This window comes from Pseudomonas sp. 2FE (assembly GCF_005503735.1).
GTDB lineage: Bacteria > Pseudomonadota > Gammaproteobacteria > Pseudomonadales > Pseudomonadaceae > Aquipseudomonas.
This window is the reverse complement of the sequence record NZ_SCMO01000002.1, coordinates 335,221-350,584: the sequence shown is the minus strand read 5'-3', so window position 1 is coordinate 350,584 and position 15,364 is coordinate 335,221. Positions and strand designations below refer to the sequence as shown.

11 protein-coding genes are annotated in these 15,364 nt (G+C 63.8%); 6 read left to right on the top strand and 5 right to left on the bottom strand.

Annotated features, from left to right (window positions below; genetic code table 11):
* Nucleotides 1-94: 94 nt before the first annotated feature.
* The 3 genes from FFS12_RS06695 to betC all read right to left on the bottom strand — a co-directional run bounded on the left by FFS12_RS06695 (nt 95) and on the right by betC (nt 4,354).
* Nucleotides 95-1,663, bottom strand: a complete 1,569-nt coding sequence (locus FFS12_RS06695; protein ID WP_137886119.1) for a SulP family inorganic anion transporter — start codon at nt 1,661-1,663, stop codon at nt 95-97.
* 198 nt (nt 1,664-1,861) lie between these two features.
* On the bottom strand, nt 1,862-2,788 hold the full coding sequence (choX, locus tag FFS12_RS06690; protein WP_137886118.1) for a choline ABC transporter substrate-binding protein: 927 nt from the start codon (nt 2,786-2,788) through the stop codon (nt 1,862-1,864).
* Nucleotides 2,789-2,830: 42 nt separating this feature from the next.
* Nucleotides 2,831-4,354, bottom strand: a complete 1,524-nt coding sequence (betC, locus tag FFS12_RS06685; RefSeq protein WP_137886117.1) for a choline-sulfatase — start codon at nt 4,352-4,354, stop codon at nt 2,831-2,833.
* 130 nt (nt 4,355-4,484) lie between these two features.
* On the opposite strand from betC, the gene FFS12_RS06680 reads away from it, so the two are divergent.
* The 4 genes from FFS12_RS06680 (at nt 4,485) to FFS12_RS06665 (ending at nt 8,426) form a co-directional block, all read left to right on the top strand.
* Entirely contained in the window at nt 4,485-5,381 is an 897-nt protein-coding gene (locus FFS12_RS06680; RefSeq protein WP_137886116.1) for a LysR family transcriptional regulator, read from the top strand.
* Nucleotides 5,382-5,582: 201 nt separating this feature from the next.
* Entirely contained in the window at nt 5,583-6,572 is a 990-nt protein-coding gene (locus FFS12_RS06675; protein WP_137886115.1) for a phospholipase, read from the top strand.
* Nucleotides 6,553-7,833, top strand: coding sequence for a peptidylprolyl isomerase (locus FFS12_RS06670; RefSeq protein WP_137886114.1), 1,281 nt, complete (start codon nt 6,553-6,555; stop codon nt 7,831-7,833). Before FFS12_RS06675 ends, FFS12_RS06670 begins: the two co-directional genes overlap by 20 nt.
* Complete coding sequence (locus FFS12_RS06665; RefSeq protein ID WP_137886113.1) at nt 7,830-8,426, top strand: hypothetical protein; 597 nt, start codon at nt 7,830-7,832, stop codon at nt 8,424-8,426. The genes FFS12_RS06670 and FFS12_RS06665 overlap by 4 nt, the downstream gene beginning before the upstream one ends.
* 327 nt (nt 8,427-8,753) lie before the next feature.
* On the opposite strand, the gene FFS12_RS06660 is transcribed toward FFS12_RS06665, so the two are convergent.
* Nucleotides 8,754-9,863: a hypothetical protein gene (locus FFS12_RS06660; RefSeq protein ID WP_137886112.1), complete on the bottom strand. Its 1,110-nt coding sequence runs from the start codon at nt 9,861-9,863 to the stop codon at nt 8,754-8,756.
* A 560-nt stretch (nt 9,864-10,423) separates the two neighbouring features.
* On the bottom strand, nt 10,424-10,795 hold the full coding sequence (locus tag FFS12_RS06655) for a helix-turn-helix domain-containing protein (protein WP_137886111.1): 372 nt from the start codon (nt 10,793-10,795) through the stop codon (nt 10,424-10,426).
* Between the two features lie 132 nt (nt 10,796-10,927).
* Here FFS12_RS06655 and FFS12_RS06650 point away from each other — a divergent pair, with 132 nt between their 5' ends.
* Both FFS12_RS06650 and FFS12_RS06645 read left to right on the top strand, forming a co-directional pair.
* Entirely contained in the window at nt 10,928-12,529 is a 1,602-nt protein-coding gene (locus FFS12_RS06650; RefSeq protein ID WP_137886110.1) for a site-specific DNA-methyltransferase, read from the top strand.
* Between the two features lie 12 nt (nt 12,530-12,541).
* Nucleotides 12,542-15,148, top strand: a complete 2,607-nt coding sequence (locus FFS12_RS06645) for a DEAD/DEAH box helicase (protein WP_137886109.1) — start codon at nt 12,542-12,544, stop codon at nt 15,146-15,148.
* The last annotated feature ends 216 nt before the right edge of the window (nt 15,149-15,364 follow it).

The following is a 15,364-nucleotide window of genomic DNA, read 5'->3' as shown; positions in this document are numbered from 1 at the left end:
CGCCTAACCCACCATCGATGCCACCTGGTATCGCCATGACCGGCCCGTTGGGCCGGATGGTGGGTTGCACCCACCCTACATCAGCTAACCCACCCTAGGTCTCGAAACGGATCGGGCAGTGCTCGGCCCCTTCCAGCTTGCGCAGCTCTTCGATCACCTGCGCCCTGGCCCGTCTCAACGTCAGGCTGCGGCCCTGGGCCAGCAGGCGCCGGGCTTCCTGGTGGAGCATGGCCACGCCGGCGTAGTCGATGAAGTTGATGTGCTGCGCCTCGATGACCACCCGCGCGCCCTGGCTGCGCTGCAGGCGCAACTGCAGATAGTGGCAGGCGCCGAAGAAGATCGAACCCTCCACCCGCAGCACCTCCTCTTCGCCTTCACGCCACTGCTGCACGCGCGGCTGCGAGGTGCGTTTCAGGTAGAAGAACAGCGATGCAAGCACCCCTGCGTAGATCGCCGTTTGCAACTCCAGCAGCAGGGTGGCGAGCAGGGTCAGGGTCATCACCAGAAATTCCGCGCGGCTGACCCGATACAGCGCGCGGATGCCGTGAAAGTCGATCAGCCCCCAGCAGATCAGCAGGATGCTCGCGGCCATGCTGGGCAGCGGGATATGCGCGATCAGGCTGGCGCCAAACACGGCGAACAGCGCCACCAGCAGTGCGGAAAACACCCCGGCCAAGGGCGAGTGGGCGCCGCCTTGCAGGTTCAGCGCCGAGCGGGTGAAGGAACCGGCCGAGAGATAGCCGGAAAACCAGGCGCCGAGCATATTCGACAGCCCCTGGGCGCGAACTTCCTGATTGGCGTTGAGCACCTGTTGCGACTTGCTGGCCAGGCTGCGGGCAATCGATAAACTGGTGACCAGCCCGAGCATGCCGCAGGCCACTGCCGTGGGCAGCAGCCGCAGCATGCTGGCTGGGTCGAGCGGCAGTGGGCTGAACGGTGGTAGTTGGCCGCTGAAGGCGCGGACCAGGGGCACGCTGGCGCTGAACTGGGGCAAGGCCCAGACCGCCAGGCTGCCGGCCAGAATGCCCAGCAGCAAGGCTGGCGCCCGTGGCCAGAAGCGCCTGACCAGCAGGCTGACGGCCAGGGTCAGGGCGGCGATCAGCCAGGACGCCGGGTGCGCCTGGGGCAGCTGCTGGCCCAGTTTGAGCAGGCTGGCGAGGGCGGTCGCCTGGCTGGGGATCTCGAGGCCGAGCAGGTTGGGCAGTTGGCCGATGGCGATCACCACTGCCGCGCCCGCGCTAAACCCGAGTACCACCGACTGTGAGACGAAGTTGACCAGCGAGCCGAAGCGCAGCAGGCCGAGCAGCCACTGGAACACGCCGGCGAGAAAGGTCAGCAGCAGAATCAGCTCGATGTAATCGGTGCTGCCCGGCACCGCCAGCGGGCTGACGCTGGTGAACAGGACGATGGAAATGGCCGCGGTCGGCCCGCAGATCAAATGCCAGGACGAGCCCCACAGGCAGGCGACGATCACCGGCACTATGGCCGCGTACAGCCCGTATTCGGCCGGCAGGCCGGCGATCAGGGCATAGGCGATAGATTGCGGCAGCGCCAGCACGGCGCCGCTCAGGCCGACCAGCAAGTCGCGACCCACGGTGGTGCGACGCTGCTGGGGTAGCCAGGCGAGGAAGGGCAGCAGCATGAGGCGGTTGGGCCAGCGCATGGCGGTCTCTGTTCGTTCGCGTAGGAGCGGGCCATGCCCGCGAAGCTCTAGAGACAAGGGCTTCGCGGGCATGGCCCGCTCCTAGATGTTCAAGCAATGCGACCTGAGAAAACATAGGTGCAAGCCGTTCAGCACTCTAGGGTAACCAGACAACAAGCGCCGCGCTGGGTGGTGACGCCTTCTACAGGTTAAGTCGGTTTAAAGATTGGCTTTGACCGTCGGCAGTGCGTCGGCGCCATCTTTAGTCTTGACCCCGCTCAACCACTGCTCCAGCACTTGCGGATGGGCCTTGATCCAAGCCTGCACCGCTTCGCTGGTGCTGCCCCTCTTCGCCAGCGCCGCGGCCATGATGCTGTTCTCCATCTCCTGGGTGAAGCGCAGGTTGCTCAGCAACTGGCCGACATTCGGACAGGCCTCGGCGTAGCCCTTGCGAGTCAGGGTATAGACGCTGCCGCTGGCACCGAAGTATTTCTCGCCGCCGGTCAGGTATTTCATGTTGAACTGCACATTCATCGGGTGCGGGGTCCAGCCGAGGAAGGTGATGAAGCGTTCGCGCTTAACCGCACGGCCGACTTCCGAGAGCATCGCCTGCTCGCTGGATTCCACCAGTTTCCACTGACCGAGGTCGAACTCATTCTTGCTGATGATTTGCTGCAGCGACTGGTTTGCCGGAGCGCCTGAGCCGATGCCGTAGATCTTCTTGTCGAACTTGTCGGCGAATTTGCTCAGGTCGGCGTAATCCTTCACACCGGCATTCCAGACGTAGTCCGGTACGGCCAGAGTGAACTCGGTGCCATCGAGGTTCTTCGCCAGTTGCACGACATCGCCGTTCTTGACGAACTTGTCGTAGTGGCCCTGTTGCGCGGGCATCCAGTTGCCGAGGAAGACGTCCACCTGACCATCCTTCAGGCCGCCGAAAATGATCGGTACCGCCAGGGTGTCGATCTTGCTCTTGTAACCCATGCCGTCCAGCAGGAACGCGGTAACGCCGTTGGTCACGGCGATATCGCTCCAGCCCGGATCGGCCATCTTCACCGTGCTGCAACTGGCGTCCTCGGCCTGGGCCTGGAACGTGGTGGCGGCCAGCAGCAAGCCGCCGGCCAGCAGTGCGTTGATTCTGTTCATGCCGTCTACCTCTCAGGGTGCAGTTCTTGTAGGAGCGAGCGCCTACGGTTTCATGGGTTCGGGTTGCGGAAAGCGGGCGCGGCGTTCCAGATCGTCCAGGTCGATATGGTTGCGCACGTACTGCTGGCTGGCGTCGACCAGCGGCTGGTGGTCCCAGCTCTTCAGCTGGCCGATGGTCAGGGCCTGGGTGACGAAACGGCGGCGGCGCTGGCTGGCCAGCACCTGTCGGTGTATCGCCGGGACGTCCCACTTGGCCCGCGCCTCCGCCACAAAGGCGGCGAACAGCGCCTGGTGCTGCGGCGACTGGCTGAGTTCTTCCCGTTCGTCCGGGTCGTTGTGCAGGTCGAACAGCAGGCAGGGGTCCTGCTCGGAATAGATGAACTTGTAGGGGCCGCGGCGAATCATCATCAGCGGGCCAGTGCTGCCTTCGGCCATGTATTCGCCGAACACCTCGTCATGCCCGCCCTCGCCCTGCAAATGCGCCAGCAGGGAGCGGCCGTCCAGCGGCAGATTGGCTTCGACCGAGCCGCCGGCCAGTTCCACCAGGGTCGGCAACAGGTCGGCGGTGGAGACCGCGGCGCTGACCCGCCGTGGGCCGAACTGCCCCGGCGCATGGATCAGCAGCGGCACCCGCGCGGCCATCTCGAACCAGTGCATCTTGTACCAGAGGCCGCGCTCGCCGAGCATGTCGCCGTGGTCGCCGGAGAAGACGATCAGGCAGTTCTCGGCCAGCCCGGTTTCCTCCAAGGTTTGCAGGAGTTTGCCGACGTTGTGGTCGATATAGCTGCAAGCGCCGTAATAGGCGCGGCGCGCATCGCGGATCTTGGCCTCGGGCAGTGGCTTATCCCAGAGGTCGTAGACCTTGAGCAGGCGCCGCGAATGGGGGTCCTGCTGCTCCTGGCTCAGCTGCACGCGCGGCAGCTCGATATCGTCGTCGCTGTACAGGTCCCAGAACGCCTTGGGGATGGTATAGGGGTCGTGCGGGTGGGTCATGGACACGGTCAGGCAGAACGGCTGCTCGCCCTCACTGCGCACATGGTCGAACAGGTACTGCTGGGCCTTGAACACCACCTCCTCGTCGAAATCCAGCTGGTTGGTGCGCACGCAGGGCCCGGCTTGCAGCACCGAGGACATATTGTGGTACCAGCTCGGGCGCACCTCCGGTTCGTCCCAGTTCACCGCCCAGCCGTAGTCGGCCGGGTAGATGTCGCTGGTCAGGCGTTCCTCGTAGCCGTGCAGCTGGTCCGGGCCGCAGAAGTGCATCTTGCCGGACAGCGCGGTCTTGTAGCCGAGGCGGCGCAGGTAGTGGGCGTAGGTCGGCACGTCGGCGGGGAAGTCGGCGGCATTGTCGTAGGCGCCGATCTTCGACGGCAGTTGGCCGCTGACCAGGGTGAAGCGCGAGGGTGCGCACAACGGGCTGTTGCAGTAGGCGGAATCGAACAGCACGCCTTCGCCGGCCAGGCGGCTGAGGTTGGGCAGCTTGATCGGCGAGGCGGCGTGGTAGAACGGCAGCAGCGGCGCAGCCATCTGGTCGGCCATGATGAAAAGGATGTTAGGGCGCTTCATTTTGGCAGGCTTATCCTATGCGGATCGGTTATGCGATAGTTCGTTGACTGATCTTCTGCCTGCTGATTGGAGGGGTAAAGCGCATGGCCAGACATGTTTCGGATAACCGGTGCTTATGTGAGAGCTGCGCTTGAAGCTGTCCCTCGACTTGCTGCGGGTGTTCGAGTCCGCCGCCCGCCAGCTGAGCTTCACCGCGGCGGCGGCGGAGCTGGGCACCACTCAGCCGGCGGTCAGCCAGCAGATCAAGCGGCTGGAGAAGGAACTGGGCGTGCGGCTGTTCGACCGCATCCACCGTGGCATTGCGCTTACCGAAGCCGGGCAGTTGTTGCAGCAGCACGTCCAGCTCGGTCTGGAGTCGATCGATGCCGGCCTCGCCGCAGTGACCGCGCAGAATCAGCATGAGGTGTTGCAGGTCGCCACCGACTTCGCCTTCGCCGCCTACTGGTTGATGCCGCGCCTGCCGCGTTTCCGCCAGGCCAATCCGCAGCTGGACGTCAGCCTGATCACCAGTGACCGCAGCATGACCGCCCTGCGCAGCGACATCGACGTCGCCATCGCCTTCGGTGACGGGCGCTTCAAGCACGGCGAGGCGCTCCGCCTGTTCAGCGAGGAAGTCTTCCCGGTCTGCAGCCCCCGATTGCTCGAAGGCCGCCAACTACCCTTGGCGAAAGAGCAACTGGCAGGTCTGCCGATGCTCCACCTGAAGCCGGAAGTGGCGAGCCGCTGGTTCGATTGGGCCGGTCTGTTCCAGGCCTTGGGCATTGCTCAGCAGCCGAGTTCCGCGGCCCTGCGCTTCGACAACTACACCCTGCTGATCCAGGCTGCCATCGCGGGTCAAGGCGTGGCCATCGGCTGGCGCCATCTGGTCGATGAGTTGCTCGAACAGGGCTTACTGTGCCGGGTCATCGCCGAGAGCGCCGAATCGCGCTTCGGTTACTACGCCGTGCTGCCCGAGCGCAAACGGCGGATGCGGTTGGTGCAGCGCTTCGTCGATTGGCTGCAGACGGAACTCGAGGCCGGCGCCTGAATCGACACCGCGATGTGTGAATCCCCCCATTTGGCTGGGGCCTATGCGGGGCCTCCCCGTCTTTGGTTGGGCGCGCCGGGCGCGGCCAGAGTGTTTAGTACGCAGTAGCCGCAGTAGCCGCAGTAGCCGCCGTTGCCACACGCTTGCCATCTGCGCGGCTTATAGATGCTCAACTCCAATAACAACTCGAGCGCACTCGCCATGAAACCCATCACCGCTCTCGCCGCCGGCCTCTGCCTGGCCGCCGTCGCCGGCCAAGCCGGCGCCTGGTCGCAACCCACCCACAAGAACATCGTCAAAGACGCCCTGACCTATATGAACTCGGCCAGCGCCACGGCGGACATGCGCCGGGCCTACCAGTTCTATGTCGGCGCCGCCGGCAGTCCGGCCCAGGCCGGCGAGATCCTCGGCCAGGCGGCCTACGACGTCGACGACTTCAAGGACACCCGCCTCGGCGGCTGGTGGATCGGCTACGAGTACGCGCCGGTCGCCGGCGCTGCGTCCTCCCTGGTCAACTACACCTCCTACTGGCACTTCATCAACATGGGCCGCCAGGGCGATGCCCACGGCAACGACCACGGCGGCTACGACTACCGCTACCGCAAGGTCGACGGCAGCTGGGGCGGCGACGTCGACTGGTACGCCATGGTCTATCTGTACAACCGCGAGCTGAAAAAGGACGACTTCAACAGCACCGAGACGCACTACCGCCAGGGCAGCTCCTCGGACTGGCAGCAGCACTACGGCGATTTCCAGACCGCGGCCTTCCAGCCGATCGACAACCTGGCCAAGTACTGGTTCGACCAGTTCAAGGCGGCGCCTTCGCTGCAGACCATCGGTTATTCCCTGCACGCCACCGGCGACGTGGCGCAGCCGCACCACGCCTGGATCACCTCGGGCAACGGTCACTCCGGCTGGGAAGGCTGGGTCGACGACCATTACTTCAGCGAGAGCCTCAACGACCCGACGGCGGTGGCCAACCTGGTCGGTCGCTACGATGCGCAGCAGCCGCTGCGCGACCTGCTGACCCAGACCGCGCAGGTCGCTTACCAGCATCCGGAGCCGCTGTACGACACCAGCTACCCGACGCGCCTGCGGGTGGCCAAGGAGATGATTCCGGAATCCATCGCGCTGACCGTCAGCGTGCTGACCAAGGGCGCCAACAGCTTCTATGGTCAAGGTGGACTGTAAGGCACGCGGCCCGGCCGCCGGGCTGGGCCGCGCCCTAGTGCTCGCTCTCGGCCTGGGCCTGGGCTTCGCCGCCCAGGCCGCCGGCGATCTGCGCATCGACGGCGAACGCCTGCCGGGCAAGAGCATCGAGCTGCTGCAGCAGGCGCTGCTGCGGGTGAAGTTCAACACCGACCCGCGCCAGTTGCGTGAGGGCCTGGTGGAAAACCGCCTGCTGGCGCGGGCGGTGGAGGCCGAGCTGAACGAGGCCAACCGCCGCGACCTCGACGCCCTGGTGGAGGAGGAAGCCGCCAGCCTGATCGAGCGGGTTCATGGCCAGCGTCTGCAGCGCGATATCGGCCCCTTCCTGCGCAACCCGCAGCCGCTCAGCGCCGAGCTGCTGCGCCAGACCCTGGCGCCCGCGGCCCAGGGCGTGGTGGTCAATAGCCTGTGGCTGAGCGAGGCGCAGCGTCAGGCCGCGGCCGGCATCGCCCTGCTCGACTGGCAGTTCCCCGCGCAGCCGGCGCGGCGGCTCAGCCTGTTGGAGCTGTATGAGGGCGTGTCGGTGCAGGGCCAGGTGGAGTTGCAGCAGGGCAACCTGGAGTACCTGGCGCGCGAGGTGCAGCAGCGGGTGCGGCGCGATTACCTCTGGTACCAGCTCGGCCAGCAGGGCTTCGGCGCCGAGGAGCAGGCCGGCGTGCGGCGGCTGGTGCGCGACAAGCTGGTGCGGCACAAGTATTTGCACCAGATCGGCCTGTACAGCGACTTCCACCACGAGACGGAAAGCCTGAAACAGTTGGCGCGCCAGGTCAGCGACGCGGAGGCGCAGGCCTACTACCAGGCCAACCTGGCGCAGTACCAGAACGTCGCCCGGGTCCAGGCCGCGCATATCCGCCTGGCCGATCAGGCCACGGCCGATAAGGTCTATGCCGAGCTGCAGAACGGCTTGGCCTTCGACGAGGCGGTGCGGCGTTATTCCACTGCCGCGGACAAGACCCGCACACCGCCGGGCGACCTCGGCCTGATCCGCCATGACGACCCGCAACTGGATTTCCTGCACAAGGCCGCCTTGATCCAGAAGGCCGCTAGCCAATCGCAGCCGATGCTGATCGACGGCGCCTTCGAGATCATCCGGGTGCGCGCGCGCGAGGACCGCCAATTGCCGCTGAGCGATCCCAGCGTGCGCTACGAGATCAATCAGGCGGTGGCCAAGCAGAAGCTCGCGGTGCAGTTCGACGCACGGCTTAAAACGCTGCGCGCCGCAGCCCAGGTGGCGGGGGCATGAAGGCCTGGCTGGGGCTGGCCCTGCTGGCCCTGCTGGCCGTGGCGACGGCGCTGGGGGTGGTCTGGCTGAGTCGGCCGGCCGAGGCGCCGGTCGCGGCTGTGCCGCTGCCGCCGCGGGCCGCCGAGCCAACACGGCCGCTGGCCGCGCCGCAACCCTCGCCGAGCGCGAACGTGGCGGACTTTAGCGTGACCGCGGTGCCGGTCAGCCTCCCGGCCGAACCGGCGCAGGTCGAGCCCGCCCGCCTCAGCGCCGAAGAAGCCGTGACCCTGATGCAACTGATGGCCGAACAGGGCGACCCCCGCAGCCCGGCGCTCCAGCCCAGCCAACCGCGGGCCAAGGCGCCCGCCGCCGCCCTGGCCGACCCGGCGCGCTATGCCCAGTTCGAAGACCGCCAGAGCCGCGAGCAGATCCAGGCCTACGCCGCCGGGGTGCAGCAGATTCCGGAAATCCGCGAACGCATCGAACAGGCCGCGCAAAGCGGCGAACGCAACGCCGAGGAACTCAACGAGGCACGCGCCGCCCTGGAGCAGTTGGAGATGCTGCAGAGCCAATTGCAGCGCGAAGCGCCGGAGTTGTTGCCAAGCGCGCCCTAGGGTGGAGGCAGCCACCCTGCTTCTCATGGTCTCGCCGACTGGGCGCCGGTGTGTAAGCAGCAGCGTGGCGCAGTTTTTGAGCTGCGTGCATTACTGACCCATCTCGCCCTTTTAATTGACTGGGTCGGCCAAAAGCGGGCTTACCCGGCTCGCCAGAACTGGATGGGAGGACGTCCAGACCGCACCGGTACCTGACATTCGCGACACATTGATCTTTGCCACCTCTTCGGGCAAAGCCGACCCTCGATCAAGACTGTCGATTGGACTCGGGGCGATTCCCATCCCGTTCCTGGTGCGGATAAAAATGCCTGCCAGCGGCCGTGCGGGTTATTGATCCGCGCTCCCATCGTCGGTAGGGGCGTCGTAGACACTTCCTCCGTCCTGAAGCGGTTGCTCGCCTGGCAGGGGAACTTCTCGCGGTACCGGTTCGAATTTGACCGGCAGCGCAGCGGTTTTGGCGAGACTTCCTTCGACTTGTCCAGATATGTGATAGACCCCTGCCAGCACCCCCGTGGCGGGGTTGCGCATCAGATCAAGCCACTCATCGTCAAAGTCTGCGTTCAGGTTTTCCCGAAGCTGCGCTTCCATTTCCGGCCGTTCGTTCTCGCGGGCGATGGCGCTGAAACCCGCCACTCCCAGGGAAATCAACGTGCCGGCTATCCGGGGGAGCACCGCTGAGGCAGCGCTTGCGGCACCGCTGGTGACGAGCTCGGCCGCCAGTGTTTCGCTGGTCCGTTTCGCCACCGAGGATATCCCTGTGTCCGATGACCCGGCTCCCGCGCCACCAGCGGCATTGCGGATCCGATCGACCAGGGCCACATAGGCCGGCAGCCTGTCGAGCGGATCGGCGTGGACAATCTGGTAGAGCGAAGCGCTGTGGGCTGCTGGAGGCGCCAGCGCGATCGCTGGAATGTCCTGGAGCCGCCGGTCGAATTGATCCAGAGGTACACCGTAGCGCTGCGGGATTCCCTGAAGTTGCTCGCCGAGGAGCTGGACGTAGAATTTCGTCGCCTGCCCCATGATCACGTCGGGATCGATCTCCTCGGCGACTGGGTCCAGCACGCGATCCTGGTATTGCTCCTGCAGATAGGTAGCCAGTCGATTAACGGCCGGATCTGTCCCTTCCCCTGTGCTCAGCTTGTACCAGGCCACCTTCATGCTCAGCCATTGCTGGGTCCAGTAGCTGGTAAACCAAGGAATGAAGTCTGCATCGGTGCGCTGGTAGACGAGGTCCATCCAGCTCTCCATGGAGCCGCGTGCGTAGTTTTGGGCCTGTCCTGTCGCGGCTAGCGACGCGGCGACTATGTCGCTATCGACCTGCCGCCAGGTACTCTCCGCGATCACAATCGGCGGAGTCAGGTCGGGGGCGCGATCTGGAGTGGCGCATCCCGCCAGCGCCAGCATCAAGGCGACGATCAGGGAGCGCAGATTCAACATCGCAGTCCCCTAAAACAGACTCGACAGCGGTAGCCCACCCGCCATCGGATAGGTTTCAACCGAGTACTTCACACTGCTCATACGGGTTTAATTGCTCCGCAGACCTCAATGGCCTGCTCTCTTCCTCCTAACAAGCTGCATGTGGTGCTTTTGCAGTTTTGCCAGCCCCCTCTCCGAACGGAACGTCCAGCGCGTCCGACCATGGTGTCTTGAGTATAGGTGGCAAGCACGGGATCAAGAGAATCCGGCGGGAAGGTACGGTTTCGGCTCGCACCGGGGGCAGGCTGTTGAAGAAGGTGCCACCACACCATCGGCCAGGCGGGCGATGGTCGCCGCGTGTTCCGGGGTGCAGTAGATTCCGGCGACTCGCGAACGCATCGAGCAGGCCGCGCAAAGCGGCGAAGGCAACGCCGAGGAATTCAACGAGGCACGCGCCGCGCCGATTTTCTTGGGCGTCTGGCTCGACGGGGCTTGGGGTAAGGGCAGCGAATGACTCCGTGCCGTGTGGCGGCTGTATCTAGTTTATGAGCGATGGGTAGCCTTTTGTCTGGGCGGCGAACTCAGGTCTCTTTCTGCAACCTGCCCAGCATGCGCACGAATTCGAGCGTGAGGTGTTTGTTGCCGGGGCTGAGGTCGCGAAAGCCTTGGCGTAGCTGAATCGCATCCCGCGAGTAGTCGGCATCCTCTTCTGTTACAGCGGCTTTGCCGCTGCGGACTTGGCTGAGGCCAACGCCCTCTGTGCGCGCATAGATGGCCGTCACGCTGGTGCCGAGCGCGGCGGCGAGGCGTTCGAGTAAGGCGCCGGAAGGTCTGCGCTGGCCCTTTTCGATACGCGACAGATTGCTGGTGGCGGTGTCCGCCTCCAGCGCCAGCGCTTCCTGCGTCAGCCCTTTTTCCTTGCGCAACGCGTAGATGATTTGCCCGATATGCATGGGCGGCGATTGTTCGCCTCAGCTTGCCTTGTAGGCAAAACCGCTATGTCAATTTGCGCTATGTACTTGCCATGGTGTCAAATTGCAGACCGCTTTAGGCGGCCTGCAATTTTCAAGGACAAGGCGAACACCATGCCGACACTGCACTGGGTGGGCAAAGACAAGGTCAAGCACCACCACCGCGACGTGCCTTACCGCGTCCTAAACACCGACTACGGCTACCAAGCCCCCGAAGGCGTGCCCGCCAACAGCGCCGATAACCGCATCATCCGCGGTGACAATCTGGAAGCCTTGAAAAGCCTGCTGCCCGAATTCGAGGGCAAGGTGAAGTGCATCTATATCGACCCGCCCTACAACACCGGCAATGAAGAGTGGCGCTACAACGACAACGTCAATGACCCGCGAATCAAGAAGTGGCTGGATAAAGTCGTTGGCAAGGAAGGCGAGGACCTAAGCCGCCACGATAAGTGGCTATGCATGATGTATCCGCGCTTGAAGTTGCTGCATAGGCTATTGGCGGATGATGGGGCGATTTTTATATCCATTGACGACAACGAAATGCATTACTTGCGCTGCCTGATGGATGAGATTTTTGCCAGACAAAATTTCCTTGCAAATATTGTCTGGCAAAAGAGGACATCTCCCGACTCAAGATTAAATCTCGGACCTGCCCACGATCACATAGTGGTGTACAGCAAAAATTTGACGCTGGCCAAACCCCGGCTCAATAAGGTTGCTCTCTCATCACAGCGTTCAAAAGACTTCAAAAACCCAGATAAAGACCCACGAGGGCCGTGGGCCTCTGTTGACCTGACAGGCCAAATTGGCAATGCAACAGAGGATCAGTTCTTTGAAATAACAACCCCGAGAGGCAGAAAAATACTACCACCTCGTAATCGGTGTTGGGCGCTAGCAGAGAGAACTTTCCTGCAGCTTGTCAAAGACAATCGCATCTGGTTCGGCAAAGAAGGTAATTCACGACCAAGACAAAAAAAGTTTCTGTCTGAGTCAGAAGGAAGCAATGTTTGGACATGGTGGCCAAATGATGAGGTTGGTCATAACCAAGAAGCCACAAAGGAAATAATTTCAATTATCGGTCATGAAATTTCTTTTGAAACACCAAAACCATCTCGACTTATTGACCGAGTTATTCAAGTTGCAACGAAGCAGGATGACATTATCCTCGACTCCTTCGCCGGCTCCGGCACCACCGCCCATGCCGTGCTGAAACTCAACGCCGAGGACGGCGGGAACCGCCGTTTTATCCTGATCGAGATGATGGACTACGCCGAGAGCCTGACTGCCGAGCGGGTGCGGCGGGTGATGGCGGGTTATGGCGAGGGCAGCAAGGTGGTCGCCGGGCTGGGCGGCGGCTTCAGCTTCCAGAGCCTCGGCGAGCCGCTGTTCGACGAGTTCCAGCACCTCAACCCGGCCGTCGGTTTGGCGGCCATCCGCGACTATGTGGCCTATCAGGAATGCATTCCGGCCGAGGCCCGCGCGGCGCTGGACAACCCCCGGCATCGCTACTGGTTGGGCGAGGCCAATGGCCAGCGGGTGTTCTTCTGCTACGAGCCCGCGCGCATCACCGCCCTCGATCTCGACCTGCTCGCCGAGCTGATCCAGAGCCCAGGGCCGACGCTGATCTATGCCGACCAGTTGGCGTTGGGCGAAGACTTTATGCGCCGCCACAACCTGCGCTTCAAGAAAATCCCCCGCGATATCACCCGGCTCTAAGGACGCATACGCATGGAACTGAATGCCTACCAGAGCCAGGTAATCGCCGACCTGGAAACCTATCTGCGCCGCTGGCGCGCCTGTGACGACCCGCAGTTGGCCTACCGCGTGCACTGGGACGACCAGGGCGCGCTGAACATGCCGGGTTATCGCAAGGCTCTGCATAACGCGCCGCAGGTGTGCGCCAAGGTGCCAACGGCCGGCGGCAAGACCTTTATCGGCCTGCACGCGCTGGCCAGCATCTTCACCGCGCTGCAACGTCGGCGTGGCGATGCGCGCCTGTGCCTGTGGCTGGTGCCCTCCCTGTCGATTCTCGAGCAGGTGTTGGGCGCCTTGCGCCAGCCCGAGCATCCCTATCGGCAAGCCTTGAACCGCCTGTTCGAGGGCCGGGTGACGGTACTGGACAAGCGCGATCTGCTGGCCGGCGGGCAGTTCTCCCTGGATGAGGCGCAGGACGGCGTGGTGATCGCGGCGCTGACCTACGACAGCCTCAAGGCCAAGAACAAGGACGACCGCAAGCTCTATCAGGAGAACTCCGCGCTCAGCGATCTGGCCGATGGCGCGCTGGCGCTAGACGACAAGATCGATCCGTTTTCGGTACTGGCGGCCATGGCCGGGCTGAATCCGGTGGTGATAGTCGACGAGAGCCACAACGTCACCAGCGGCCTGTCGCAGGACATGCTGCGCCACCTCAACCCGGCCTTCGTCATGGAGCTGACGGCGACGCCGCGCGAAGGCGCCAATATCATCAGCTTCGTCGATGCCATGGCACTGCGCGATCAGCACATGGTCAAGCTGCCGGTGATAGTGCGCAACCTGCCGGATCAGGATTCGGTGCTCAGTCACGCCATCGACCTGCGCGCCCGCCTGGAGGCCGAGGCCCTGGCCGAGCAGGCGCAGGGCGGCGCCTATATCCGGCCGATCGTGCTGCTGCAGGCAGAGAGCAAAACCAAGGATGACGCGCGAACCTTCGAGCGGGTCAAGGCGGACCTGCTGGAGCGTGGCATCGCCGAAGACTGGGTGAAGATCAAGACCGCCGAACGGGATGAGCTGAAAGGCTTGAACCTGCTTTCCCGCGACTGTCGGGTGCGTTTCATCATCACCGTCAACGCCCTCAAGGAAGGCTGGGACTGCCCCTTCGCCTACATCCTCGCGACCCTCGCCGACCGCTCCGCGCCGGTGGATGTGGAGCAGATTCTCGGGCGCATCCTGCGTCAGCCTTACGTTCGCCCGCATGGCCAGGAGCCGCTGAACATGAGCTATGTGCTCACGGCTTCCAGTGTATTCGGCGCCACCCTGGAAAAGATCGTGGCCGGGCTGAACCGGGCCGGTTTCAGCCGCCACGACTTCCGCACCCCGGATGAGCTGGCCGCGCAGGAAACGCCAGAGCCTTCCACCCCGTCGCCTGGTAAAGAGCCGCCGGCACCAAGCCTGCCGCTGTTTGCGGCAACCGGTTCGGCTTCGAGCAGCCCGCCAGGCGCTACTGTCGGCGCGCCGGCCAGCCCGCTCGACAGCGTGGCTAGCACCCTCGGTTTCGCCGCGCAGGCGCAAGCCGAACTGGCCGAGGCCAGTGCCAGCTTGCAAGGTCAGTACCGGCCCCCGGAAGTGAGAAACGCCATGGACCTCTGCCCCGTACGCCCCGTCTTTGCCGATGAGCTTGCTCAACTGCGCTTGCCGCAGTTCTTCCGCCAGGCGCCGGCCGGGCTGGTGTTCGCCGATGAAGACGGCGCGGTGTTGCTGGAGAAGGAGCAGCTGCTCGATCAGGAATTTCGTCTGGCCGACTGCAACGTCAATGACTTCGCCTTGGCGCCGGCCAGCGGCGATCTGATCAAGCTCGACCTGCTGCGTGTCGGTGAGGCGCCGGGGGATTACGAGCCCACTCGTATCCGGCTTAAGGAGCAGGAAATCCGCAAGCTGCGCGATTACCTGGCGAACCTCGACGTGGAGGCCAAGCGTCGTCAATTGACCGGCCTGGTCGGCAACTGGCTCGGCAAGATGCCGCCGCTGGCCGAAAGCGACCTGCGGGCTTATATCGAAAAAATCCTCAAGCGCCTCAGCCCCGCCGAGCTGGATGCGGTGGTGGAACAGCAGCATGCCTACGTGGACAGCATCCGTCAGCGGGTGAAGCGGGAGATGCTCAACTTCGCGCGGCGGCGTTTCCAGCAGTGGATCGACCTACGCAAGATCGACAGCAAAGCCAGCTTCCGCCTGCCGCTGGAAATCAGTCCGCGCCACAAAGCGGCATTTGCCGCCGACAACAGCCTGTATCTGCGTGAGGAGCGCGGCAATGGCCTGGAGGAGCGCATGGCCGACTTTCTGGCCGCGGCCGATAACGTGCACTGGTGGCACCGCAACCCGACGGGCAAAGGCTTCTTCCTCAACGGGCCGATCAACCACTACCCGGATTTTATCGTGCGCCTGCAATCCGGCGTGATCGTGCTGGTGGAAACCAAGGGCGGCGACCGCGACAACTCCGATTCGGAGGCCAAGATCGAACTGGGCCGCCTGTGGGAAAGGTGTGCGGGTTGGGATTACCGCTATCTGATGGTGTTCGAGGGCGCCGCGCCGGAAGGCGCCTATGCCTGGGCCGAGGCCTGCGAACAACTTCGCGGCCTATAAGCTGCTACAGAGTTGGCGCATAGCGGCTAGTCCGCCGTTGACGGTGTAGCGGTGGACAAGGCTTTGCCCTGTCCACCCTACGGCCTGAAGCCCCCCCTACGCCGTCACAACGTTGGGCATCGCTTAATAGGAAAAGGGGTGCAGACAAGACGCCTCCAGACAAGAAAGCCTCGGGTCTCGGCTAAAACGCAAAAGGCACCAAACGGCGCCTTTTGT